This is a genomic window from Acidovorax sp. (assembly GCF_046314175.1).
In the GTDB taxonomy this organism is placed as follows: domain Bacteria; phylum Pseudomonadota; class Gammaproteobacteria; order Burkholderiales; family Burkholderiaceae_C; genus Acidovorax.
Genome location: NZ_JBKBXG010000016.1, coordinates 1 through 23,726 on the forward strand (window position 1 = coordinate 1; position 23,726 = coordinate 23,726).

Genomic DNA, 23,726 nt, shown 5'->3' on the forward strand with positions numbered 1-23,726 from the left:
TCAAAAGGCTCCAGGTGCACCAGAAACGGCACTGCAACAGTGCTGGTCGAAAATACGGTGCAATGACGCGGCACGGGGCGGGTTCACATGCTCGTTGCGCGTTTCCACACAGCCTCGGCCCTGAGCAGCCGTTCAGAAGCGCCGCCCGGAAGCAGCCTTTGACTTGCTGCACGCGGCTGTTGGAAATTTCGTTGTCTGCCTACGGCAAGCTATAGTTTGCCGAGTTGACGCATGCCGGGTTTCGAGGAATTTTTATACCTGGACGTTTAAACAGGTCGTCCCATGAAAACATATGCTGCAAGCCACTCCCAGGAGGAAACAGTGTCCAGAATATCCCGCACGGTCCAGTTTATCCCGCAGGTTTTGCGGGATACATCACGTTAGGCCGCACATGCACACTTTCGCGGTTCTCGCCGATGACGAAGTCATCGGAGTCACGCATCTAGAGAGTGGCGACCCGCCGATGGGCGTAGCCTTTGGAAAGTTCATTCCAAACGAGAGATACGCCGTGTTCTGCAGAGCTACTGCCCTACTCAGTACAGGAGTCAGGCCCGTCTCGATCCAGACACCTGATGGAGCTCTCATTCCAAACGAAGGCGCGTACATCCGCGACATGTCGGAAGAGTACGGAGATGAAGGCCGCGAGGTCGAGGCGCTTGGCATTCCTTACCCTCTATACGAGACCTTGTTTCCAGAGCATGTGAAAGCCTATGAAAACCAGTTCAAGTAGCCACGCTCCGGGGCCTGCATCTGACAACACGCTCCTGGCGTCTCCACGGGTGCGGCCTAACCCCTCGCTCAAGCTGACCCGCTACGGCATGCGCTGTAAGCCCGGGCCGCGGCCCATGAGGCATCATCGCAGCCCGGGCTTACAGCGCACGCCTCCACGGGCAGCTTAGCTCGAACGTTAGGCCGCGCAATGAAGACTGAGCGAGTGCCAGCAAGGTCAGCGCCTTCGGCGTGAGCTGAACAGCCTCAAGGAGAACGACACTCGCCTCACGACACTTCCCCACCGATCTCTCGCCACCGCACAGAGTCGACTGACGCAGCGACGAGTGCTGAACCGACGCACGCACATGAACTCAGCACCGCCCTACCCGTACGAGCCGACCGATGAAGAGCTGGTGCAGATGCGATCAGCAACTACCAGTGAAGCCGCAGAAGTGGATGCACTGATCGTGGCATTGTGCAGTTCATCTTGGAAGAAGGTGGCCCTGATCGTCGGGCAAATGCTCGATACGTTCGATCAGAAGTACCAACACCTGCCGTACTGCTACATCCAAGCACGAATCGACGTGCTTGAAGACAACCTAGTCTTGGAGGTCCAAGGAGATCCGTGGGCCATGCGTCACTCCGAGGTCCGTCTTGCAAGCGGGCGCAGCGCGGCCTAACCCCTCGTTCAACCTGACCCGCTACGGCAGGCCTTGTAAGCCCGGTCCGCGCCAGTTGTACTATCGTCGCGCACCGGGCTTACAAGTCCTACCTCCGCGGGCAGGTTAACTCGAACGTTAGGCGTCACATGGAACTCGAACTCCCATCGAAGCTTCGCAAAGCTCTGGAACGAGAAGCGGCCGACGCGAAGCGAACGCTACATGCCCACATCGTGCGAAAGCTAGAGGCAGTCACCCCGCCGGCCGAGCACATCAACCCTGCAGTTGTCTCCAAGGGGCTTCCGAAGCTAGTCGAGTTTCTGAATCGGGTCCCTGCAGTGAGAGTCATCTCGTCAGATTCAACCCCCGATGCGTACTGGTGGGTGAAGCTCGAGATAGACATCTCCGATCCTCTTGCATGGCACGTGGTTCAGGAGCTCGGCTTTGTCCTGAACTACATATCACTGCAGGAAAAGCTGCCCACGATGTTCATGCCTGTATCGCCCCCTCCATATCTAAACGGCGGGCCAGCGGAGTTTCTGGCGTGGGCCATCGAGTCAAAGTTCAACTACATCGATCCCGAGTGGATCAAGAGTGAGCTAGAAGGAAGGCTTCCAAGCCCAGTCGAAGACGTAGCTCAGTGGAATCGTGATGACGACAGTGACGACGGTGATGCCTAACCATTCCATCGAGCGGATGTCCAACCGGCTGCGCCGGTCGGCCACCGCTCATGTCAAACGTTAGGTTGCTCGGAACCATGGAAGTAAAGCTCTTCATAGAAAAGCTGGTTGCGTCTGGCGTGGTTTCGAGATCACTTGTCGACCTACCGAACCATGGCGTCAGCGACCTGCAAATCGACGATGTACAGGTTGCTCTTGGGGAGCGTCTACCGTCTGTGTTGGTAGCGTTCCTGCGGGTTTATGACGGTGCGAACCTAGACGTTATCCGCTTTCATCCACTTTGGAAAATTGTGCGATCGGAGTACGGGCTTGCATTTGCCAGTTGCCCAGCGGGGTTTGTTTACCATGCCTGCCCCGACGGCTCCGTTCTGGTGGAAGATTCAAGAGGTTCGGAGGTTAAGCAGATTGCGGATTCACTCAGCGAGTTTGTGGTCAGTTACCTCTTTGGAAGTCGCTCAGCAGAGTTTGGTGGCGTGGGGTGGTATCAGGAACTGGTCAATGCAGGTATCGCAACCTAACAATTCTGCGGGCCGACTGCCCTTACGGGTTGTGGCCTGAGCTCAAACGTTGAAACAACCAAGACAATGGCAGCACGTCTCAGCGAAAAGGTTCTACGCTACTGTGAGGCGCAGGGGATAGAAGTCCCTATAGGGTTCAGACGTCATCCGGCTAAGCGGTATATCGCGATCGACTTAAGCCAATCTCCTCCCAAACTGGTTGCGACAAGCTGGTTCAAGCAGGAGGATATGGCGTACTACTTGGTGAATTTAGCGCCAGGCAAACCGCACAAGCTTCTCGACTTCCAAGAAGGGCAAGTGCTGGCACTACGGAGTGACTCTCTGCTGGAGGTGCAGGGGGCGTTTTAACAAGCCATTCCGCCGAATCGCTCACGATGGCCAGAAGGGTTCACCCTGAACGTCCGCTTCTGTGCACCGCCACCGGCTGCTCCTGGCCGAGAGCCGAAGTCCAAAAGCGCTGAGCGATCTGCGACTCCGCAACACCACCCCTCACCCCTGCGCCAGAAACTTCTTCAAATTCCCCGCCGCCGTACTGCGCACCTTGCGCTTGAGCGAGGGCGACCAGCCCAGCAGCACGCCCGGCAGGCCCAGGGCCTGGCGTGACCAGCTCCAGAAGTTGAACCGGTCGCGGTGGGTGGCAATCAGCCCGTCGGGCGTGAAGGTGAAGGTGCCGTCGATGATGTTGTGCACCTTGCGCCCCGTGGCGCTGAAGAGGTAGTGCGCCTCCCAGTGCGCCTTGCCACCGTTGGCATCGGCGTCGATGCCGCTGAATTCCAGCTTCCAGTGCTCGGCAGCACCAGGCTTCTTCGTCGCGGTGCACAGCATGCGCCACATGCCGCCGATCTGGTCGCGGCCCTTGAGCGAAAAGGCTTCGTCGTCAAAGGTGGCGTTGGGCGCGTAGCAGGCGGCCATGGTGGCGTGGTCGAGCTGCGCGAAGGCGGTGTAAAAGCGCTGCAGGGTCTGGGCGTTGTGGTGCATGAAGAAGGCTTCCGGCAAGGTGAAAAAGGATGGGAAGGGAGTGTGTCAGCGCATGAAGGCGCGCAGCGCGTCGGCAGTTGCCTCGGGCAATTGCTCAGGGATGAAGTGCCCCGCTGGCACGGCCTGGCCCGTCACCACGCCCGCACATTGCGCCTGCCACAGCGCCAGCGGGTCGAACAGCCGGTGCACTACGCCGTGTTCGCCCCAGATCACCAGGGTGTCGCAGGCGATTTTCTCGCCCTGGGCGCGGCTTGTGCGGTCGTGGTCCAGGTCGATGCCTGCGCTGGCGCGGTAGTCCTCGCACGCGGTGTGGATGGCCTCGGGCGTGCAAAAGCAGCGTTCGTAGTCGGCCAGGGCATGGGGCTCGATGTGGGCAAGGCCTGCGCTGCCCCAGCCGCCCAGCTTGGCGTGCAGGTAGGCGACTGCGTTGCCGCCGATCATGGTTTCGGGCAGCGGGGCGGGCTGGATCAGGTGGAACCAGTGGTAGTAGGCGCGCGCAAAGTCCATGTCGGTGCGGGCGTACATGTCGAGCGTGGGGGCGATGTCGATCACGCACAGCCTCTTCACGCGCGCCGCGTGGTCCAGTGCCAGGCGGTGCGCCACGCGGCCGCCGCGGTCGTGGCCGCACAGGTAGAAGCGGTCGTGGCCCAGGGCGATCATCACCTCGGCCATGTCTTGCGCCATGGCGCGCTTGCTGTAGTTGCTGTGGTCGGCTTCGCCGGGCGCGTGGGATGAATCGCCATAACCGCGCAAGTCCGGCATCACCAGAAAGTAGTCGCGCCCCAGTTGCTGCGCCACGCGGTGCCAAAGCGCGTGGGTTTGTGGAAAGCCGTGCAGCAAGAGCAGCGGCGGGGCGCCCACGGTGCCACCGGTGCGTACAAAAATCTCTGCGCCGGTGGTGGCGATGCGGTGGGTGTCGAAACCTTCAAACCAGGCTGCAGTCATGGGCGGGGCGCTGAGGAGGGCTGGGGGATGAATGACGGACGGTGCAGGCGGCGGCGCCGTGGCAAGATTCAGGCTGGCAACCAGCCCAGCAGGCGTTGCATGGCGTACCGCACCGTGCCCGCGCGGATGGCGGCGCGGTCGCCCGCAAAGTGCTGCATTTCGGTGTAGGTCTGGCCGTTCACGCACCAGCCAAACCAGACGGTGCCCACGGGTTTGGCCTCGCTGCCGCCGGTGGGGCCCGCCACGCCGGTTACCGCCAGGCTGACGTGGGCGCGCGAGTGGGTCAGAGCCCCGTCGGCCATGGCGCGGGCTACGGCCTCGCTCACGGCGCCGTCCTGCTCTATCAGCGCGGCGGGCACGCCCAGCATATCGGTCTTGGCGGCGTTGGAGTAGGTGACAAAACCGCGGTCAAACCAGTCGCTGGCGCCCGACAGGTCTGTGCAGGCGGCGGCGATCATGCCGCCGGTGCAGCTCTCGGCGGTGGCCAGCAGGTGCCGGTGCTTCTTGAGTTGCAGCGAAATTTGAGTCAAATTGGCCTCTAGCGCTTGATGGTCAAGCGCGAGTAGCTCATTTTTTGATAGTGAGACATTTGTCATCAGAACCTCCACAGTGCAACGACCAGCAAGGTGCAGAAGGCTGCCACAAAGTCGTCCCACAAGATACCCCAGCCGCCGCGCCAGCCAAAGCCCTTGAACAGGCCGTCGGCCCAGCCCACCGGGCCGGGCTTGGCCGCATCGAAAAAGCGGAACAGCGCGAACGCTACCAGCTGGCCCCACCAGCCCATGGGCATGGCCAGCCACAGCACCAGCCAGAAGGCCACCACCTCGTCCCACACGATGCTGCCGGGGTCGGCCACGCGCATGTTGCGGGCGGTGGTGGTGCATGCCCACCAGCCCACCACGGTGCTCGCCGCAATCAGCAACCCCATGTGCAGGGGCGACAGCCACTGCTGCAGCGCCAGGTAGCTCAGCCACGCCCACAGCGTGCCCACGGTGCCGGGGGCTACACGCGACAGGCCCGCACCGAAACCCAGCGCAATGAAGTGGGCCGGATGCGAAAACATGAACGCCACCGTGGGGCGGCGGGGGGCGGATGAGGTGCTAGGAGTCATATCAACATTCAATGGTGCTTCGCACCGCTCACGGCCTGTGAAACTGGCGCGGCCCAGGCCAGTGCACCCGTGGAACTGGCTTCGCCAGGCCACCGGGTGCGTCCCCCTCCCGCGCAGCGAGAGAGGGGTGAAGGCGCGAAGCGCCTCAGGGGGTGTTTCATCTATTGCCGTTCTAGCAATTCAATGTCTTTGGGATAGCGAATGGTGTGCTCCGCACTGAACTGAGCTGTGGCCCCTGCGGCCAGCGGCTGCTCCCACGCAACGGTGCCGGGCGTACGGTTCCAGGTCAGTTCTGTCGGCTGGGGCTGGTAGCGCGACTCGACCTCGATCTTTTCGTTGCGCGACACCGGCGCGGCGTGCAGCACCTGCAGTGTGATGCCGGTGGTGTGGCGGTTTTGCACGCTGTAGGCGCGGCGCGTTTTGCGTTCAATGGTTGAACCTGTGAAACCAGCGGTGCCTTGTACTCCTGGAGGGGCCTCGGTGACTACCGTAACCAGCTCATCGCGGCCAAACGACAGGCTGGTGCTGCCTGCGGGGGCGCCTGCACTGGGCGTGCCGAAGTCAATGCGCCCAGTGCCCACAAACGCGCCGTCGCGGTACAGGCCTGCAGGCCCCGCAGGCCACACGCCCGGCGGCTGTGCCATGTGGGCCACCAGGTACGCGGCCTCTTCCATGGCGGGTGACGTGCGGGTGATCAGCGTAGCGGGGGCCGTGTGGTTGCCCAGCGCCAGGGTCACGCGCTGGCCGCTTGATGGAACGGTGATGCGCTGGGGCACGGCGAACTCGGTGGCAAAACCCTTGTCGAGTGCGCTCACGTCGAACGTGGGCATGGCCTCTTGTTCTGCGCCGGAGGTGGTTGCCCGAAAGCCACTGCCGCTCGCAATCATGGACGCTGGTGCGGCCATCATGGCAACGCTGGCTGCCTGCGTGCCCTGCGGTGGTGGCGCCACATTCAGCCACCACGGCCGTGGCAACTGCCCTTGCGTGGCTCGGCCGGGCTGACCGGTGGACAACGTGAGCTGCACATTGCTCCAATCTTCGCCACTGTTCTGTGCCACCAGCGCCTGGCGTTCCAGCAGCACCGTGGACTTGATGGCGTCCAGCGTAGCGCGGTAGCTGGGCTGCCAGCCGGGGCCGCGCACCTGGTAGGACAGGCGCAGCTCGGCCTCGCGCTCGGTGGCGAGGTTGATGGTGACCGACACTACCCGCGCGCGCTGGCTGGCCACGCGGTCGCGCTCGGCCACCAGGGGCCTCAGGGCCAGCTGCAGCGCTTCTTGCTTGCGCTGCAGTTGGTGCGCGCGCGCAAAGCTGTCTTGGCCCGACTTGCGCAGTACATCGGCCGTCGCGGTGATCTGCGCGGGCGTCGGCGCGGGGCCTGTGCTGGCGCTGCGGTTGGCCGCCGCAGGGTCGCTGGGCGCCGTGCCCACATTGGCCACGCTGCGCAGGTAGCCATCCACCAGCTGCAGCGCCGAGGACTCGGCCTTCACGCCAGCGATCTGGTCTTCGAGCTCGCGAATGCGGCCGTCCAGCGGGCTCGCGCAGGCGCTCACCATGTCGCGGGACTCGGTCAGCACATTGAACTCACCCACGCGCACGGCCGGGTCCGCATTGATCTGCAGGCTTTGCACATCCAGCGACGCCGGCAGGCAGCTGAGCGTGAGGCTGCGCGCGCCCGCGGGCACCTTGGCCACGCGCTCTACCGTCGCGCTGCCGGGGTAGACGGTGACGCGGGCAATGCGGGAGGTGTCCTGGGCATGGGCGGTAGAAAAGGCGCTGCACAAAAGCGGTAGCAGCGCGAGGCTGGCGAGCGCAGGGCGCAAAGTGGTGGGGCGGTGGATCACGGAGCGGCTCCTGGGGCGAGATGGACGGATGGGATGCTAGCAGTCCCCTGTGCGGGGGCATGCGGTGCGTGGTGATGCGGGCAGAGGCGTCAACTTCTTGTAACCATTTATCGGGCGCGATATGAGCCTGCATGCCCGGTTGCGTTTAAAAACCAAACGGCGCGGCATGGCATGGCATGCCGTGGGGCCGTCGTTCCTTCTGCCGGGCAGGTTCAGCGGGGCGGTGGCTTGTGAATCCGCAAGGTGGGTGTGCAATGCAGCGCAGCGCACGCCACCCGGTCTTTTTGCTTCTTCTTCCTCTTTCAAGCCAACCCTCTTTTCAGGAGCCACTGCGTGCAAGACAACGATGACAAAAGCGCCTTTGATTCAGCCATCCGTGCGCTGGAATTCGAAATTGCCAATGCGGGAACCCACCTGACCATCGACGCTGCAGCGCGACAGGCGTATTCGATGCAGATTCAGGCCATGGCCAATGAACTTCGGGGCCAGGCGACCAGCGGCCGCATCACCTGGGCGCAGGCCGCGCAGCAGGCGCAAGAGGCGCGAAACGTCATCATGGAAGTGATTCGTGGGCGCAGCACCCCGGTGGGCCGCGCGATGGCCGAACGGCTCAAGCGCGAAGGCAAGTCGCTCAACGAGCTGGTAGCGCGCAAGACGCAGCAACTGCATGGCGCGTCTGCGGACTTCAACCGCCTTTCTGTCACGCAGAAGAACGCGGTGTATGCGGAGATCGTCAAATCCGCCGGCACCTCCAACCCCAAGGTGACCGCGGCCATGCGTAATCTGTCGCGCGCAGGGCGCGGGCTGTTGGTGGTGTCCATTGCCATCTCGGTCTACTCGGTCGCCAATGCAGAAGACAAGGCCGGGGCCGCGCGCCGCGAGCTGGCTGTGACAGGAGCAGGCATTGGTGGCGGCATTGCGGGCGGTGCGCTGGCAGGCTTGGCGTGTGGCCCCGGGGCGCCTGTGTGTGTCACGGTCGGGGCTTTTGTCGGCGGGGCGCTGGCCGCGTTTGGCGTGGACTTTTTCTGGTGATCGGGAGCGGCTACAACATGCACGTCCTTTCAGCGTCGGAGTTGTCGGTAACTCGCGTTGCAGGTCTCGCCGAGGATGCCCAGCCACAGTGCGAAATCGTGCTTAACGGGCAAGCCACGGGGCGCCAGGTGCCGGGAGCAGTGCTGGAGGCAGCAGCGCAGTGGCAGACGTTCACCCTGCTTTTCACCACCGACGACACACCTTTTGAAGAACTGCTGCACATCCACCTGCTGGACGCGCAGCTGAACCTGCTGGACTCTGCCACGGTGGGCGGCATCTACTCAACCGGCTCGTTCTCGCTGCTCGAGTCTGACCAGCCGGACACCCTGCGCTTTCGCTTCATTGGCGGTACCGACTGGAGCGTCCAGGTGCTGCCCGAGCCGGGCTTCAGGGTGCCTCTACTGTCCGAGCCGACCGGGGTGAGTCGCCCGCTGGGCTTTTCGCGCCACTTCATCGTGCGCGGGCAGCCGCAGCCCGAGCGCGCCTAGCGCCGCACCACACCGCGCCGGACTTAAAGCACCCCCGGCACCTCCTGTGCCAGAAAGTCATACACCGCCCGAATCCTGCGGCTGGTGCGTATCTCGCGGTGCACCGTGAGCCAGATGGGCAGCTCGGGCAATTGCAGCTGCGGCAGCACGGCCACCACGTTCGGGTCGGTGCGGGCCAAGTAGTTGCCCACAAAGCCGATGCCCAGCCCCGCGCGCACAGCCTCCCAATACGCCATGAGGTCGTCGGTGCGAAACGCGAAGTGCTGGCGTTCCACCGGGTAACCCATGGCGGCAAAGCCTTGCAGGATCTCTTCGTGCCGGTCGTTGCCCACCAGTTCATGCTGCAGCAGGTCCGGCGGCTGCCGGGGCGTGCCCTTGCGGCGCAGGTAGTCGCGGTGGGCGTACGCGCCCAGCGTCACCGCGCCGATGCGCCGGGCCACCAGGCTGGCCTGGTCAGGGCGCACCATGCGCAGCGCAATGTCGGCCTCGCGGCGCAGCAGGTTGGTGACCTCGTTGCTGGCCACCAGCTCTACCTGCACCTCGGGCAGCGCCTGGCGCATGCGGGCCAGCACCGGGGGCAGCAGCACGCAGGCCACGGGCTGGCTGGCGGTGATGCGCACGGTGCCGCTCACACCCACCTCGGCGCCCGACACGCTGCGCGCCAGCTGGTGCGCGCTGGCCTCCATGCCACGGGCTGATTCGGCCAGGCGCAGCGCCGTGGCAGTGGGCAGCAGGCCACGCCCGGTGCGCTCAAACAGCACCACGCCCAGTTGCGATTCCAGCTCGGCAATGTGGCGGCCAATGGTGGGCTGGCTGGCGTTGAGCACCCTGGCCGCGCCCAGCAGGCTGCCCTGGTCGAGCGCGGCCAGAAAGGACTGCACCAGGCTCCAGTCAAAGGTCTGATTCATGGCGGTAGGGTGCCTGCATTGGGGCTGCAGCGGTGCGGTTTTGGGTATTCAAATTTGCATTGCTGCTATGAGCAGTTAGGCAATTGTGTAACGGGCCACAGGTTTTCACAATCACTCCATCCTTTACGAATGGAGCCTGACATGTCCACCCAACCCCTTTCTCGCCCGTCCACGGACAACCCTTCCACCGTGCTGATCCTGGGCGCCCGGGGCCGTCTGGGCCTGGCGGCGGCCCGCGCCTTTGCCAAGGCCGGCTGGCAGGTGCTGGCCCAGGTGCGGCCCGGCGTGGGCGGGCCGGCGTTGCCCGCCATTCCCGGCGTGTGGTGGATGCCGGTGGCGGTGGATGACACCGCCGCGTTGGCCGCCCAGGCGCAAGGCGCGCAGGTGGTGGTGCATGCGCTCAACCCCCCCTATACCCACAAGGCCTGGCGCGAGCAGGCCCCCGCGCTGATGGACGCGGCGATTGCCGTCACCCGCCAGCTGCGCGCCACGCTGATGCTGCCCGGCAACGTCTACAACTTTGGCGAAGGCATGCCACCCGTGCTGCGCGAAGACACGCCCCAGGCCGCCACAGGCTTCAAGGGCCGCATGCGTGTGCAGCTGGAGCAGCGCCTGCAGGCCGCCACGCAGGGCGGCGACATGCGCGCCGTGGTGCTGCGCGCCGGGGACTTCTTTGGTAGCGGCACGGGCAGCTGGCTGGACCAGGCCATTGCTAAGGACCTGCCCCGAGGCCGCATCACCTGGCCCGGCCCGATGGATGTGGCCACGCCCTGGGCCTACCTGCCCGACCTGGCCCGCACCTTTGTGCGCGTGGCGCAAGCGCGTGATCGGCTGGCAGCGTTCGAGTGCCTGCATGTCGCAGGCCACCACGTCACCGCGCAGCAGTGGCTGCACAGCTTCACAGCCATTGCTGCAGAACAAGGCTGGTTGCCCGGTGCAGGCGCGCTGCGGGTAAGCCAGTTGCCCTGGCCGCTGCTGCGCATGGCTGGGGTGGTGGCGCCCACGTTTGCTGCGCTGGCCGCCATGCGCTACCTGTGGCGCACGCCCCACCGGCTGGACAACACCCGCCTGCGCGCGCTCATCGGCGAAGAGCCCCACACCCCGTTCGACCAGGCAGTGCGCCAGGCGCTGGCGGATTTGGGGCTCACGTCCTTGCGCTCGCCCCGTGCCGTGATGGCCTGACAACCCCCTTTTTTGAATCACCGGAGCATTCTCATGAACCGTCGCAACTTCATCCGTTTGGCAGGTGGTGGCACCATTGCTGCCGCCACCACCGGCACGCTGGTCGCCTGTGGCGCCGTGGGCTCGCACTATCCCGCCGAGGCGGTGGAGGCCTGGAAGGGCCCCGTGGGCGAGACCGACGTGCGCCGCCGCGCCGTGGCCTACGCCATCACCGCGCCCAATTCGCACAATCTGCAGCCGTGGCTGGTGGACTTGCGCGAGAGCGGAATCGTCACGCTGCGCACTGATCCTGCGCGGGTGCTACCGCAGACCGATCCTTTAGGGCGCCAGATACTCATCGGCCATGGCGCCTTTCTGGAGCTGCTGGTGATGGCGCTGGCCCAGCAGGGTGTGGCAAGCGACGTGTTGCTGTGGCCTCAGGGCGAGATGCCCGCGGCCCTGAGGGACTGGGACGACCGCCCCGTGGCGCGCATCACCTTAAAGTCCGGCGGCCAGCCCGACCCGCTGTTTGCGCAGGTACTGCTGCGCCGCACACCCAAGACCGATTTCGACACCACCCGCGCCGTGGCGCCCGCGCTGCTGGCCCAGTTGCTGGGCAGCGTCCCGGCAGGAGCCCCGCTCGGCGTGGGCGGCAACGTCAATGCCGACCAGCTGCCCGCCCTGCGCACGCTGTGCTGGGAGTCCGCGCGGGTCGAGCTGCTCACACCGCGCACCATGATGGAAAGCATCCAACTCACCCGCGTGGGCCCGGGCGAAATCCTGCAGCACCGCGACGGCATCTCCATCAATTCGCCCTTTGTGCGTGCGGTATCTGCGCTGGGTATGTTCGACCGCTCCGCGCCGCCCGCCGAAGGCAGCGCCGCCTATAAAAATGCCATGGGGCGCTTTGAGGGCCACAGCCGCACGGCCATGGGTTTTGTGTGGATCACCGGGCCCAACACGCGCAGCGACCAGGTCCAGACCGGGCGCCTGTATGTGCGCCAGCAGCTGCAGGCCACGGCGCTGGGCGTGGGCATGCACCCCATGAGCCAGGCGGTGCAGGAGTTTGCCGAAATGGCCCCCCACTTTGAGCGCGTGCACCAACTCGTGCTGGGGCGGCCCGCGCCGCGCACGCCGCAGGACCCTACGGTGCAGATGTTCTGCCGCATTGGCTACGCACAGGGCGAGGTGCCCGCCACGCCGCGCAGGCCGATGGCAAAGATGCTGCTGACGTGAGATCGTCTATGGCGGGCTGGGCTACACCAGCCGTTGTCTGCACAGGCTGACGAACTTCTGCACGGCGCGCGACTGGGCCTGGCGCGGCTTGAAGGCCAGCAGGGCCCGAAAGTGGATTCCCTCGGCAGCGATAGGAACGCTGCGCAGGCCCAGGGCCGCATGCTCTGCTGCCAACAGCGGGTTGGTGACGGCCAGGCCCGCACCCGCCAGCACCAGCGCGCACTGCGTTGCGCTGTAGGGGGTTTCGATCACGAATCGCGGTGTGATACCGGCATCTGCAAAAGCCTTCTCCAGTCTTCGCTGCGCCGGGTCGGTGGCCGACAGGCCTATCAGCGGCGCATCGCGCAGGTCGGTCAGTTCCAGCACCGGTTTGCGGGCCAGCGGGTGGGTGGCGGGCAGGGCGCACACGGCCGGCAGTTCATAGAAAGTGGAGGACACCAGGCCGCTGGTGTCCGCCTCATCGCCAAGGAAAGCCAGGTCCACCGCACCCTTGAAGAGCGCCTCGCGCAGCACCTTGGAGCTGTCGACCATCAGCAGGCAGCGTGTGCGAGGGTAGTGGCGCTGGAACTCGGTCAGCACACCCGGCATGATGCTCGCGGCCATCGCGTGCAGGCTGCCGATGCGCAGCACGGTGTCCTCCAGCGCCTGCAGCGCCACGATCTTGCGCTGCACGGCCTCCAGGCCTTCATACACGCGCTCAATTTCCTCCATCAGCGCATGCGCCTCGGGCGTGGGTACCAGGCGCCCCTTGGGCCGGTCGAAGAGCGTGAGCTGGGCGCGCACTTCCAGTTGCTGCAGCAGTTGCGTGACGGCGGGCTGGCTCACATGCAGCGCTGCCGCCGCACGGTTGGCAGAGCCCAGCCGCATCACCATGCGGAACACCTCGATCTGGCGGGCGCTCACCTCTTTGGTCTCATGCGCAAGCAGGCTCTTCATATAAGTTTTGCTTAATTGAAACGGCTGCGGCATGGTACCGCGCTGCCCCGTGCCTGACTACGATGCAGGCATGACTTTCGATGTTTCCTTCGGTGTGGAGCCGTTCTGCACCCTGTCACCCACCGCGAGCGGAGTTCAGCAGAATGCCCGCCTTGCAGGCCTGCGCTGCATTTGTTGCGGCGCGCACTACCCTGTGCAAGACATACCCGCCGGTTGTCCCGCATGCGCAGCACAGGGCACACCAGCGAGCGTGGAAGCCGTGTACAGCGCGCTGCCGGGCACACTTGCGCAAAGCAGTTCTGGTTATACATGGGGCGAATGGCTGCCCTACACCCACGGGGTGTCGCTGGGGGAGGGAAATACGCCGTGCCTCGGCCTGCCGCGGCTTGCGCAGCTTTTGGGCATCCGCCAGATCACTGCCAAACACGAAGGCATGAACCCTACGGGGTCGCACAAAGACCGCATGTCGGCCCAGGCCGTGACGCGCGCCATGGCGGTGGATGCCCACAAGGTGGTGCTGGCCTCCAGTGGCAATGCGGCGGTGTCTGCTGCCGCGTACTGCGCTGCGGCGGGGCTGCCTTGCGAAATTGCCACCTACCGCGACATGCCCGAACCGTTCGCCCGCGCGCTGGACCGGCTTGGGGCCCGCCGCGTCGCGTTTGACCAGGGCCTGGACCGCTGGGCCCATGTGCAACGGCAGGTGCTGGAAGAGGGGGCTTTTGCGCTCACCAACTTCAGCATGCCGGCAGTGGGCAGCCCGGCTTTCGGTGTGGAAGGCTACCGGGCGGTGGCCCTCGAATGCGTGGCCGAGGGCTGCGTGCCGGACCATGTGATCGTGCCCACGGCACGCGGCGACTTGTTGTGGGGCGTGTACAGCGCGCTGCGCGACCTGTTGGCCGCAGGCCTCATCGACCGCATGCCACGCCTGTGGGCGGTGGAACCCTTTGCCCGGCTGAGCCAGGTGCTGGCCGGAGCTCCGGCTCAGGCGGATTTCAGCGGCAGCACCGTGCAGTTCTCGATAGCGGGCAGCACCGTCACCCTGCAGCAGCAGATCGCCGTGCAGCGCTCAGGCGGTGGTGCCGTGGTGGTGGGCGATGCCGACGCAGCCCGGGGCGTGGCCCAACTGGGCGCGCAGGGGCTGTGGGTGGAGCTGTGCGCAGGCGCCTGCGTGGGCGCTGCCGCGCAGTTGCGCCAGCTGGGCCACATCGCCCCGAAAGACCATGTGCTGCTGCTGCTCACCGCCAAGGGTGACCGCGACGCCTGAGCGCCACGGCGCCCCTTTCTTTCCACCAACCCCTGTTTTGCCACCACCAAGGACTCTCGCCATGACCAACCTGTTTCGCCGTGCGCTGCTTGGAGCCTGCGCCTGCCTTGTGGCCACCAGTGCCCTGGCCGCCTACCCCGACAAGCCAGTGCGGCTGATCGTGCCGTGGGCGCCGGGCGGCAGTACCGATGCCATTGCCCGCGCCATCGCGCAGCGCATGGGCGAATCGCTGGGGCAGAGTGTGATCGTGGACAACCGGTCGGGCGCGTCCGGGCGCATTGGCACAGAGGCCGCTGCCAAAGCAGCGCCCGACGGGTACACCATCGCCCTCGTTGAACTGCCCCACTCCATTGCGCCAGCCGTCACGGCCAAGCTGCCATACGACTTGCTCAAGGACTTCACGCCCATCTCGCTGGTCGGCACCTCGCCACTTCTGCTGTTCGTCAACGGCAGCAAATACAAAACGGGCGACATCAAGGGATTCTTGAGAGACGGGCGCGCCAGTTCCACACCGGTCACGCTGGCCCACAGCGGCAACGGGTCCATCAGCCACCTGTCGGCCGAGCTGCTGGCCGGTGCCGGCGGGCTCAAGACCAACCCCATCCCGTACCGCGGCTCGGCGCCCGCGCTGACCGACGTGGCTGCCGAGCAGGTGGCGGGCCACTTTGCCACGCTGGCCAGCGGCAGCGCGCTTTTGGGGGCGGGCAAGATATCGGTGCTGATGACCACCGGGCCTACACGCCTGGCCGCCATGCCGCAGGTGCCCACCGCCCGCGAGGCGGGCCTGGCAGGCATGCAGTTCAACCAGTGGTGGGCGCTGGTGGCACCCGCCACCACGCCCATCGAAGTGATCGAGCGCTTGCGCAAGGAGGCCATCTCAGCGCTGGAGCACCCCGCCACGCGCGAGCGGCTCACCACGCTGGGCATCGACCTCAAGGGCTCCACGCGCGACGAATTGCGGTCCTTCATGCGCGACGAGGTGAGTCACTGGGGTGCGGTGGTGCGCAAGATTGGCCTGCAGCCGGAGTGAGCCTTTGCCGAACCGCCGCGATCAACGCGGCGCGGGAGGTACCAAATACTCTCGCACCAGCGACCGCGCGCGGTGCAGGCGGCTCTTGGCGGCCTCGCGCGTCACGCCCAGCCGGTCGGCCATCTCTTCAATCGTGAGCTCCTCAAAGTCGCGCATCAGCAAGGCGTCGCGGTACTTGGGCGGCAGCGAGTCGATGGCCAGGGCCAGGTCGTGGCGCAATTCGTGGTCGGGGCGGTGGGAGCAGGCTAGCGCATCCTCTACCTGCGCCAGCGGCTCGCCCTTGAGCCAGGCCAGCGCCGGGCGCATGCACAGCCGCTGTACGATGCGCACCACCCAGCCGCCAAACGCCGCCACCTCGCGCAGCGCACCCACGCGGCGGTACACGATGATGAGCGCTTCCTGCACCACATCATCGGTGGCCGTGGTGGCCGCGCAGTGGCGCAGCGCATAGCGGCGGATGTCGGGGCGGGTCAGGCGCAGCAGCTGCTCCATCGCACCAGCGTCACCGCTGCGCGCGGCGGGCAGCAACTGGGCGAGTGTGGGTGGGGTCATGGGGTTGCCCATGGGTTTAGTTCTCCACAGTGCATTGCACCACCCGCAGCCCGGGAAACCGGCGCGAGCCCTGCGCGGGCATCGTGACAGCGGGGGTCAAAGCGCAAGGCGACTCAGGGGCGAGGCGTTTCATGTCACTCGACAGGCTTGCGGCCTACCATGGCGCAGGCGGGGCAGTAGCCAAAGGCGCCGCTCAGGATGCTGCCAACACCCGAAGCAGCCAATGCCAGGCCCAGAGGCGATGCGGACAGCCACCACAGGCCTGCAGCGATGAGAGCGACGCCCCCGACAACGCGCAGCAGGCTTTCGGGGCGGGTGATGTTCTTGCGGTACAGCATGGTGAAAAAGCTCCTGGGGTGAGTTAGACAAGGCGCCAACACAGGCGCCTCATCCACCAAGAGCGGCGGGTTTCGCAAAAGGATTCATGCTTTGCAAAAAAAAGTCGCTGCCAAACCCGCCGGTCCCTGCTGCCCGCTACCGAAAATGGTCAAACGAGGCGTAGCGGTTGTCTACCGGCTGGCCTTGCGCGTCCACCAGCTGCAGGCCGGGCCCGGCCTGCACGGTGCCGATGCGGGTGACGGGCGTGCCGCTGGTGTGGGATGCAGCGGCCACCGCGTCACGTTGCGCGGGCTGGGCGGTGAATGCCAGCTCGTAGTCGTCGCCGCCCGCCAGGGTGCATTGGTGGATAATTTCAGGGTCAAATTGGCCGTTAGCGCTTGATGAGTAAGCGCTTGCAGCTATCAATTTTGATGTGATGTGGGTGTCGATCTGCGCACCCACTCCGGATGCCTTGAGGATGTGCGACAGGTCGCCCAGCAGCCCATCGCTCACATCCATCGCACTGCTGGCCACTCCGCGCAGGGCCAGGCCCAGGGCGACGCGCGGCGTGGGGCGCTCCAGCCTCTGGCGTGCGTGGGCCAAGACGTCGGCGGGCAGGGTGGTGTGGCCCAGCAGCGCCTCCAGTGCCAGGCGGGCGTCGCCCAGGGTGCCGCTCACGTAGATGTCGTCACCGGGGCGGGCACCGCTGCGCAGCAGGGCCTGGCCGGGGGGCACTTCGCCAAACACGGTGATGCAGATGTTGAGTGGGCCCTGGGTGGTGTCACCCCCCACCAGTTCGCAGCCATGGGCATCGGCCAGCGCCCACATGCCGCGCGCAAATCCGGCCAGCCAGGGTTCATCAACGCGCGGCAGCGACAGGGCCAGCGTGAACGCCAGCGGGCGTGCGCCGCAGGCTGCCAGGTCCGACAGGTTCACGGCCAGCGCCTTGTGGCCCAAGGCCTCGGGGTCTACATCGGCAAAGAAGTGGCGGCCCTCCACCAGCATGTCGCTGGAGATGGCCAGCTGCATGCCGGGCGCAGGCGCCAGCAGCGCACAGTCATCGCCCACGCCCAAGGCCACAGCGCCGCCAGGGCGCGCAGGGCGGGTGAAGTAGCGGGCAATCAGGTCAAATTCCCCCATGGGGTGGTCCTTTGGGAATGTGCAGGTTGCAGGTGGCAGGTCATTGGGCGTGCAGCGCGAACCATTGCGCCCAGTGGTCAATGCAGGCCTGTATTTTGGGCAGCCTGTGCCTGCGGGTCAGGGTGATGGCGTGGATGGGGCCGGGCTGGGGGTCGACCCAGGGCGCCAGCACGGGCTCCAGCAGGCCTTGGCGCACCAGGGGGTCTCCCACCAGCGTCGCCAGCCGCGCAATGCCCAGCCCTTGCAGCGCCAGGCGCGCAGTGGTGGCGGTGTTGCCGGACCGCCAGTGCCCATCGGCCACCACCGTGTGCGGGGCGCCGTCGATGATGAACGGCCAGTGGTTGAGCAGGGTCACCGCACTGTTGGTGATGAGCCGGTGCTGGTGCAGCTCGTCGGGGTGCTGGGGCCGGCCATGGGCCTGCAGGTAGGCGGGCGTGGCGTACAGCCCCCGGGCCAGCGTGCCCAGCGGCCGCGCCACCACGGTGTCGGTCAGCGGGGGGCCGGTGCGGATGGCGATGTCGATCCCGTCGCGCGCCATGTCGGCCATGCGGTCGTCCACAAGCAGTTCTACCCGCAACAAGGGGTGATGCTGCTGCAGGCTCTCGAAACTGGGGATCAGCAGGTGCTCGGCCACCACCGTGCTGGACGCGACGCGGACCCAACCGCTGGGCTGGCCGCTGTGGCCCGCGAATTCACCTTCCAGATCATCGAGCGTGCTGGTGATGCGGCGGCAGTAGTCGAGAAACGTCTGCCCCTCCGCCGTGGGCGTAAGACCGTGTGTGCTGCGATGAATGAGGCGTGCGCCGCTGGCTTTTTCGATGCGCGCCAAGGTGCGCGATACCTGGCTCACGGGCACGTCGCGTTCGCGCGCCACGGCCGACAGGGAGCCCAGGTCGGCCACACGGACGAACAGGTGCATGTCTTCAAAGCGGAGGTCGCGCATCGGGCAATGGTAGCGGTGGGCTTTGGGGATGTCGGATTGCTGGGATTTTGTGCGCTGGCTGGGGCGCCGAGGGGATTGCAGGGGGCGCAAAACGGTCTTGCGGGCGGTGCGGTTTCCGCGGGGCAGGGGTGTGCCTACAGTCACTTCACACCCTGAAGCAACCCCAAAGGACTTGCCATGAACACCGAACGTGCCCCCTATGAACACCAGAGAAGGCTTGACGCTGCCCAGCGGTGTGCGCACCGGCTGCGCAACCAGGCGCTGGGCGATTTTGCGGCTGCGGTGGCCCTTGCGGTCTGGCGCCCTGTGGCGTGGTTGGCCCGGCGGGGCCGCAGCCCCGCAGCGCCGCGGCCCACGCAGGAGGGGTCCTGCCAAACCCAGTGCTGAAGATTGCGCCACTGCAGTACCCAGCGCACAACCAGAACCTGGCGCATGCTCCGCGCTGTGGCACATGGGCGGCCGGGCGGCGCTGCAGCCCACCGCCTTTGCTGGAGATCAGCATCACACCGGGCGCCAACTTCGCCGATGACAAGGCGGCGATCATCAACACCGCTTTTGCCGAGCTGCCGCATCAGCTGGCGGCTGATGGGGTACTGGCCGACGCGAGCGATGTGGTGGCGCGGGATCTGCCTGCCACCGACGGGGGCTACGGCGGGCGCACACAGCAGGCGCGGCGGCAGGCGCAGCCGGGCTGCGTGTGGTGGCGAGTTAAGTGCGCGTCCCGCGAAAGCGCTGCGCGGCCTGGCGGCTGACTTCTGCCAGCAACTGCTCTTCGCTTTGCCGCTGGCGCAGCCAGCGCGCGTCGTTCTGGCCCGCTTCCACTTCGGTACGCAGCATGTGCATGGCGCTCGACGCGCCCTGCACAGCCGCGTGCCCGGCGATCTTGTCCATGGTCTTGAGGATGTGCTCGCGCAGCGGCATGTGGTCGCCCGTGGCCGGGTCCACATACACCGCGTCCATGCCGAAACGGCAGGCCTGGAAGCGGTTGTAGGTGTAGACCAGGTAGTCGTCTTCCTCGGGCATGAACGGCTGGTCGGCCAGGAACCAGGCGCCCAGCGACTGCACATAACCCGCCAGCGCTGCAGCGCGCTCGATGGTCAGCGGTGTATCGAACACGCGGATCTCGATGGTGCCGAACTCGGGCTTGGGGCGTATGTCCCAGTAGAAGTCCTTCATGCTCTTGACCACGCCCGTGCGCGTCATCTTGTCAAAGTACACCGTGAAGTCGTCCCACGTGAGCGCCATGGGCGCGCGACCCGACAGCGGGAAGGCAAACACCGAGTTCAGCCGTGCCGAGTCAAACGCCGTGTCCTGACCCTGCACGTAAGGGCTGGACGCCGACAGCGCGATGAAGTGCGGGATGTAGCGGCTCATGCGGTGGAGCATCAGCAGCGCGGCGTTCGCATCGGGACAACCGATGTGCACGTGCTGGCCAAAAATGGTGAACTGCTTGGACAGGTAGCCATACAGCTCCGACAGCTCGCGAAAACGCGGTTTGTCGTAAATGCGGCGTTCATGCCATTGCTGAAACGGGTGTGTGCCGCCACCCACCACGGCGATGTTGAGCTTGTCGGCGCTGCGTACCAGGGCATCGCGAATCGGTGTGAGCTGGCCCAGCACCTCGCTGCTGGAGTGGCAAATGCCGGTGGAGATTTCGATCATGCTGTTCGTCATCTCCGGCACCACGCTGCCAGGCAGCGGGGTCTTGGCCATGAGGCGCAGCATGTCGTCCGCGTAAGGGGCCAGGTCGTAGTCGTTGGTGTTGACCAGTTGCAGCTCCAGCTCAACGCCCAGCGTTAGAGGTTCGGAATGGTTGAAGGCTTCAAGACTCACGGGTGTTTTCTCCGTTGTTGCTGCTGCGTGTCAGTGGAGCCCAGGGTTTGGAGCTCTCGCCCGCACGGTAGATGGCCACGGTGGCAATCACGGCGCCCAACACCTCCATCAGCAAGATGGCGGGCAGCGCCACTCCGGCAATCACGTGTCCGGTGGACGGGGATGCCAGCACAAATTGCGAGGCGATCAACAGCGCAATCGAGGACATGGGCGTCATCGCGCAGCCTACCCACAGCGCCTGCTTCCAGCTGGCTCCGCTGCCCACGTTGCCCAGTGCCACGCCGGTGGCTTTGGCGATAAGGCGCACAACAATCAACGCCAGCACCACGCCTGCCACGGGGGCGCTCCAGTCGGCCTGCGCAGCCACCGTGGACACCAGCACAAACATCAGCATGGTGAGCAGCGATGACGCATTGCCCAGCTGGCGCGGCCATGCCCAGGGGCGCGGGTTGAGTTGCTTGAGCAGCATGCCGCCCAGCAGAGCGGCCAGCGGCGCCGAGCCGCCCATGTGCGCTGCAACGGCCGTGCCTGCGGCCACCAGGGCCAGAAACAGCATGGAGGTGTTTTCGCTGGTGGGGCTCATGAAGCGCAGGGCCATGCGCAGCATCAGTGCCAGCACGGCGGCCACCACGATGGACACGCCAAGCACCACCACCACGGGGTACACGGTTTCCATCAGCGTCACGCTTTGGCGGTTGATCAGCTCTGCCTTGGCGCTGCCCAGGGTGAGCGCGTACAGCGTTGACAAGGTGGTGAGCACAATGGCGCGCTCGGTGACCGGGCCAGCAGCCCGGGTGTCGGCCACCACACGTGTCAGCACAGCGGGCGAGGCGGCCAGTGCCACCAGGGCCAGCGGTCCGGCGACCTGGGTGGGCAGGTTGAGCCAGACCAGCACCCAGTACACCGCAAAATAGGTCAGTACCGATTCGGCAATGCTTTGCACCAGCACCATGGGGTTGTGGCGGAACCAGCGCAGCGGAATGCGTCCGCCGCATTCAAAGAGCACGATGGCAATGCCCAGCTCCAGCAGAAACAGGCCAATGCCCTGCAGCGGCCACACGGCACCGCTGAAGCCTGCCAGGCCCGCCACCGTGCCCACCAACGAGTAGCCCACCACCTTGGGCAGGCCGGTATGGCGCTGGGTGAGGTAGCCCGCCATGGCGGCCACGGCCAGCAGTAGCGACCATTGCACCGTAGGCAGCCCGGCCGAGGGGCGCAACCATTGCGCCCAGAAGCTCAGGATTTCATTCATTTTTTGGGGACCTCTGCGTCAGACGGGACATGCCCGGTGTGTGGAGAGTCAGGTCCGCACGGCCTCCAGAGAAGGGTGCGGGCCAGACGGAGCCTGAATTTACATGCAGACACAAGGGCGCCCTGTAGGACAGGGGCGGCGCTTGTTTCTGCCGGCCGGGGCCGCTTACGCGGCCTGGCGGCGCTCAGGCATGAAGAAGCTCAAGGGCGCCGCACGCATGCGCGCACGGATGGCTGCGTAGATGCGCGAACGGTCCACGCCGCTCACGTTTTGGGCACGCAGCGCCAAACTGAATGCCAGATAAAAACTGACCGTGACATTCAGCGCGCCCAACAACGGAAGTGACGCCACGGCCCACCAGAAGGCAGGCAGGTGCAGCACCTCCAGGCCGAGTGCCGCGCTAGCGGCGCCCACCTGGCCCGTGGACAGTGTGACATGGCGCACATCCAGGGCCAACCCGAAAAACCCTGCAAACGCAGGGACCAGCCCTAGCATGAAGCCCAGTGAAATGTTGGCAGCAAGGCCCGAGAGATTGGCGCGCAGGAAGCCCGCCCAGCGCGCTGCCCGGTCTGCGCCCAGCACGCGGGTGATGCGCGGGTTGTAGTGCATGGCCGAGTCCAGCCGGTTGAGCACAAACCAGTTTTCCGTCCAGCCCGCGATGATGCTGGAGGCGAACAGCAGCACGCCCGTGAAGGCAGCAAAGAACAGCGAAGGGCCCAGCAGGTGCAGCGACTCGAACACGTGTTCAGCCTGCTTCTCGCTCAGTGCCGGACTGCCGGTGGCCAGCGCAATCAGCGCAGCGAGCCCGAGCACCGCCGGGAACACCACCAGCACATTGCCCAGCACGGCCGCCACCTGCGAGCGCACCAGGTGCGTGATCTCATCCACAAACGATTCAATGGCGTTGCTGGCGCCCAGTTCCTTGAGCTTGGCCGCCATGGCAGGCGCGGTCATGGCCGGTTGCTTGGTGGCCACCGTGAGGTGCAGCAACTGGATGAGTACAAAGGTGGTGGCGTAGTTGACGCCTGCCCAGAAGCCGCCCCAGAACGCCGACAGTGCCAGTGCGTAGAGCCCGAACTTGGCCATGGTGGTGATTGCCATCACGGCGCCGCCCCCCGCCGCCTTGCGGAACATGGAGCGGTACTCGGTGCCGTTGCGGGTGATGTAGTGCTCGCCCGTCTCGGCGCTGCGCTCTGCCACCTTGGCAGCCAGCAGTGAGGAATTGGACGCAAGCAGCGAGCGCAGGCTGCGCCGGTCCTGCCCCACCATCACGAGGTGCGCCATCAGGCGTGCGGCGGTCACGGCAGGCTTGGGCGACAGCAGGCAGTCAAGCAGCTCGCGCACCCGCAGGATGCGCTCGCGCAGCTGCCGCAGGCGAAACACCAGGCCCACCGAAATACCGTTGGATTCGAAGTGGGTGTAGACGGTGGATGCCGCTGCACGGCAGGCTTCGAGCCGCTCGCGCAGGCGCTGCGCGGCGTCATTGAGGCGGTCTGGCGTGCGCAGTGCATGTACCACTTCCACGCGCAGGCCCTCCACGTCGCGGATCAGGGCATGAAACGGCTGGGCGTCGCGCGCCGATTCACTCATGCGCAGCCGCAACTCCGGTGCAAACCCGGTCGAAAGAATCTGGCCTGCGCAGTAGGTGATGGCGTCAAGCAGCGCCTTGTGCCATCGCGATGCACCGATGCCATTCGCCGGTGCGTCAGGCGGCGGTGCCAGCAGGGCCACGAGCCGGGTGAGCTGGGTTTCGTCCAGCGCGGTCAGCCACTGTGCATCGAACTCGCTGGGCAGCGCCAGCATGAAAAGCTCCGACGCGTCGATGGTCTCCGGGCTGCCAGGCAGCAGCTTGGTGCGCAGGCGTTCGGCAAACTCGCTCACCAGCGCGGTGCGCGGCGCAAAGCCAAAATCTGCCAGCAAGGTGGTGATGTCGACCTGGTCCACGAGGGTGGCCCACCACGCCTGAAGCCGCAGCTGAATGTCAGGCCGCGCCTCGACGGCGTCCAGGAAAAGCTGAACGCGGCCCACCGCAGCGGGCACCGAGTCGCGCTTGCCGCGCACCCAGTCCAGCAAGTAAATAAGCCACAGGTGTCTATGCGCCAAGTCGGCCTGCGGGTCCAGCGCCGCCAGCAGGCTAGGGAGGTCGGCCGTGATGCGTTTTTTCATCGCAGGGCCGCCCCAAGATGAAAA

At 65.7% G+C, this 23,726-nt stretch carries 26 protein-coding genes; 12 read left to right on the top strand and 14 right to left on the bottom strand.

Annotated elements, in window-relative coordinates; genetic code table 11:
• Window positions 1-391 precede the first annotated feature (391 nt).
• The 4 genes from ACK4OE_RS06320 (at window position 392) to ACK4OE_RS06335 (ending at window position 2,568) form a co-directional block, all read left to right on the top strand.
• Entirely contained in the window at window positions 392-730 is a 339-nt protein-coding gene (locus ACK4OE_RS06320) for a hypothetical protein (protein WP_409883808.1), read from the top strand.
• Window positions 731-1,076: 346 nt separating this feature from the next.
• On the top strand, window positions 1,077-1,391 hold the full coding sequence (locus tag ACK4OE_RS06325; RefSeq protein ID WP_409883809.1) for a DUF3658 domain-containing protein: 315 nt from the start codon (window positions 1,077-1,079) through the stop codon (window positions 1,389-1,391).
• Window positions 1,392-1,519: 128 nt separating this feature from the next.
• A complete protein-coding gene (locus ACK4OE_RS06330; protein ID WP_409883810.1) occupies window positions 1,520-2,050 on the top strand; it encodes a hypothetical protein in 531 nt (176 codons plus the stop codon).
• Window positions 2,051-2,127: 77 nt separating this feature from the next.
• Complete coding sequence (locus tag ACK4OE_RS06335; protein ID WP_409883812.1) at window positions 2,128-2,568, top strand: SMI1/KNR4 family protein; 441 nt, start codon at window positions 2,128-2,130, stop codon at window positions 2,566-2,568.
• Between the two features lie 489 nt (window positions 2,569-3,057).
• Here the strand turns inward: ACK4OE_RS06335 and ACK4OE_RS06340 are convergent, their stop codons facing one another.
• The 5 genes from ACK4OE_RS06340 to ACK4OE_RS06360 all read right to left on the bottom strand — a co-directional run bounded on the left by ACK4OE_RS06340 (window position 3,058) and on the right by ACK4OE_RS06360 (window position 7,443).
• On the bottom strand, window positions 3,058-3,546 hold the full coding sequence (locus ACK4OE_RS06340; protein ID WP_409883813.1) for a nuclear transport factor 2 family protein: 489 nt from the start codon (window positions 3,544-3,546) through the stop codon (window positions 3,058-3,060).
• Between the two features lie 45 nt (window positions 3,547-3,591).
• The gene (locus ACK4OE_RS06345) at window positions 3,592-4,491 is read right to left on the bottom strand and encodes an alpha/beta fold hydrolase (RefSeq protein ID WP_409883814.1); all 900 of its coding nucleotides are present in this window, start codon (window positions 4,489-4,491) and stop codon (window positions 3,592-3,594) included.
• Window positions 4,492-4,559: 68 nt separating this feature from the next.
• Window positions 4,560-5,087, bottom strand: coding sequence for a CinA family protein (locus ACK4OE_RS06350; RefSeq protein WP_409883815.1), 528 nt, complete (start codon window positions 5,085-5,087; stop codon window positions 4,560-4,562).
• A complete protein-coding gene (locus ACK4OE_RS06355) occupies window positions 5,087-5,602 on the bottom strand; it encodes a phosphatidylglycerophosphatase A (RefSeq protein WP_409883816.1) in 516 nt (171 codons plus the stop codon). Before ACK4OE_RS06355 ends, ACK4OE_RS06350 begins: the two co-directional genes overlap by 1 nt.
• Before the next feature lie 161 nt (window positions 5,603-5,763).
• The gene (locus ACK4OE_RS06360; RefSeq protein WP_409883817.1) at window positions 5,764-7,443 is read right to left on the bottom strand and encodes a DUF4139 domain-containing protein; all 1,680 of its coding nucleotides are present in this window, start codon (window positions 7,441-7,443) and stop codon (window positions 5,764-5,766) included.
• A 333-nt stretch (window positions 7,444-7,776) separates the two neighbouring features.
• Here ACK4OE_RS06360 and ACK4OE_RS06365 point away from each other — a divergent pair, with 333 nt between their 5' ends.
• Window positions 7,777-8,475 (top strand): hypothetical protein, encoded by a 699-nt coding sequence (locus ACK4OE_RS06365; RefSeq protein WP_409883819.1) that lies wholly within the window; start codon window positions 7,777-7,779, stop codon window positions 8,473-8,475.
• A 17-nt stretch (window positions 8,476-8,492) separates the two neighbouring features.
• Window positions 8,493-8,963: a hypothetical protein gene (locus ACK4OE_RS06370; RefSeq protein ID WP_409883820.1), complete on the top strand. Its 471-nt coding sequence runs from the start codon at window positions 8,493-8,495 to the stop codon at window positions 8,961-8,963.
• 23 nt (window positions 8,964-8,986) lie between these two features.
• Here ACK4OE_RS06370 and ACK4OE_RS06375 read toward each other — a convergent pair whose 3' ends face one another.
• The gene (locus ACK4OE_RS06375; protein ID WP_409883821.1) at window positions 8,987-9,871 is read right to left on the bottom strand and encodes a LysR family transcriptional regulator; all 885 of its coding nucleotides are present in this window, start codon (window positions 9,869-9,871) and stop codon (window positions 8,987-8,989) included.
• 141 nt (window positions 9,872-10,012) lie between these two features.
• Here ACK4OE_RS06375 and ACK4OE_RS06380 point away from each other — a divergent pair, with 141 nt between their 5' ends.
• Together ACK4OE_RS06380 and ACK4OE_RS06385 are read left to right on the top strand one after the other, a co-directional pair.
• Entirely contained in the window at window positions 10,013-11,053 is a 1,041-nt protein-coding gene (locus ACK4OE_RS06380; RefSeq protein WP_409883822.1) for an NAD-dependent epimerase/dehydratase family protein, read from the top strand.
• A gap of 33 nt (window positions 11,054-11,086) precedes the next feature.
• Window positions 11,087-12,268 carry an Acg family FMN-binding oxidoreductase gene (locus tag ACK4OE_RS06385; RefSeq protein WP_409883823.1) on the top strand — a complete coding sequence of 394 codons (1,182 nt, stop codon included), beginning with the start codon at window positions 11,087-11,089 and terminating at the stop codon, window positions 12,266-12,268.
• A gap of 21 nt (window positions 12,269-12,289) precedes the next feature.
• On the opposite strand, the gene ACK4OE_RS06390 is transcribed toward ACK4OE_RS06385, so the two are convergent.
• A complete protein-coding gene (locus ACK4OE_RS06390; protein WP_409883825.1) occupies window positions 12,290-13,204 on the bottom strand; it encodes a LysR substrate-binding domain-containing protein in 915 nt (304 codons plus the stop codon).
• A gap of 70 nt (window positions 13,205-13,274) precedes the next feature.
• Here ACK4OE_RS06390 and ACK4OE_RS06395 point away from each other — a divergent pair, with 70 nt between their 5' ends.
• Window positions 13,275-14,468 carry a pyridoxal-phosphate dependent enzyme gene (locus tag ACK4OE_RS06395; protein WP_409883827.1) on the top strand — a complete coding sequence of 398 codons (1,194 nt, stop codon included), beginning with the start codon at window positions 13,275-13,277 and terminating at the stop codon, window positions 14,466-14,468.
• A gap of 61 nt (window positions 14,469-14,529) precedes the next feature.
• Complete coding sequence (locus ACK4OE_RS06400) at window positions 14,530-15,498, top strand: Bug family tripartite tricarboxylate transporter substrate binding protein (RefSeq protein ID WP_409883828.1); 969 nt, start codon at window positions 14,530-14,532, stop codon at window positions 15,496-15,498.
• A 21-nt stretch (window positions 15,499-15,519) separates the two neighbouring features.
• Here ACK4OE_RS06400 and ACK4OE_RS06405 read toward each other — a convergent pair whose 3' ends face one another.
• From ACK4OE_RS06405 to ACK4OE_RS06420, 4 genes are all read right to left on the bottom strand, one after another.
• Window positions 15,520-16,050 carry an RNA polymerase sigma factor gene (locus tag ACK4OE_RS06405; RefSeq protein WP_409883829.1) on the bottom strand — a complete coding sequence of 177 codons (531 nt, stop codon included), beginning with the start codon at window positions 16,048-16,050 and terminating at the stop codon, window positions 15,520-15,522.
• A 134-nt stretch (window positions 16,051-16,184) separates the two neighbouring features.
• Window positions 16,185-16,388: a DUF2892 domain-containing protein gene (locus ACK4OE_RS06410; protein ID WP_063462336.1), complete on the bottom strand. Its 204-nt coding sequence runs from the start codon at window positions 16,386-16,388 to the stop codon at window positions 16,185-16,187.
• A 136-nt stretch (window positions 16,389-16,524) separates the two neighbouring features.
• Window positions 16,525-17,508: a thiamine-phosphate kinase gene (gene thiL / locus ACK4OE_RS06415; protein ID WP_409883830.1), complete on the bottom strand. Its 984-nt coding sequence runs from the start codon at window positions 17,506-17,508 to the stop codon at window positions 16,525-16,527.
• 40 nt (window positions 17,509-17,548) lie between these two features.
• Window positions 17,549-18,451: a LysR family transcriptional regulator gene (locus ACK4OE_RS06420; protein ID WP_409883831.1), complete on the bottom strand. Its 903-nt coding sequence runs from the start codon at window positions 18,449-18,451 to the stop codon at window positions 17,549-17,551.
• Window positions 18,452-18,628: 177 nt separating this feature from the next.
• On the opposite strand from ACK4OE_RS06420, the gene ACK4OE_RS06425 reads away from it, so the two are divergent.
• The gene (locus ACK4OE_RS06425; protein ID WP_409883833.1) at window positions 18,629-18,838 is read left to right on the top strand and encodes a hypothetical protein; all 210 of its coding nucleotides are present in this window, start codon (window positions 18,629-18,631) and stop codon (window positions 18,836-18,838) included.
• The gene (locus tag ACK4OE_RS06430) at window positions 18,832-19,203 is read left to right on the top strand and encodes a hypothetical protein (protein WP_409883835.1); all 372 of its coding nucleotides are present in this window, start codon (window positions 18,832-18,834) and stop codon (window positions 19,201-19,203) included. Before ACK4OE_RS06425 ends, ACK4OE_RS06430 begins: the two co-directional genes overlap by 7 nt.
• Here ACK4OE_RS06430 and ACK4OE_RS06435 read toward each other — a convergent pair.
• From ACK4OE_RS06435 to ACK4OE_RS06445, 3 genes are all read right to left on the bottom strand, one after another.
• Window positions 19,160-20,284, bottom strand: coding sequence for a YbdK family carboxylate-amine ligase (locus ACK4OE_RS06435; RefSeq protein WP_409883836.1), 1,125 nt, complete (start codon window positions 20,282-20,284; stop codon window positions 19,160-19,162). The genes ACK4OE_RS06430 and ACK4OE_RS06435 overlap by 44 nt on opposite strands.
• Complete coding sequence (locus ACK4OE_RS06440; RefSeq protein ID WP_409883837.1) at window positions 20,274-21,536, bottom strand: cation:proton antiporter; 1,263 nt, start codon at window positions 21,534-21,536, stop codon at window positions 20,274-20,276. Before ACK4OE_RS06440 ends, ACK4OE_RS06435 begins: the two co-directional genes overlap by 11 nt.
• 165 nt (window positions 21,537-21,701) lie before the next feature.
• Window positions 21,702-23,702: a site-specific recombinase gene (locus tag ACK4OE_RS06445; protein WP_409883838.1), complete on the bottom strand. Its 2,001-nt coding sequence runs from the start codon at window positions 23,700-23,702 to the stop codon at window positions 21,702-21,704.
• Window positions 23,703-23,726 lie beyond the last annotated feature (24 nt).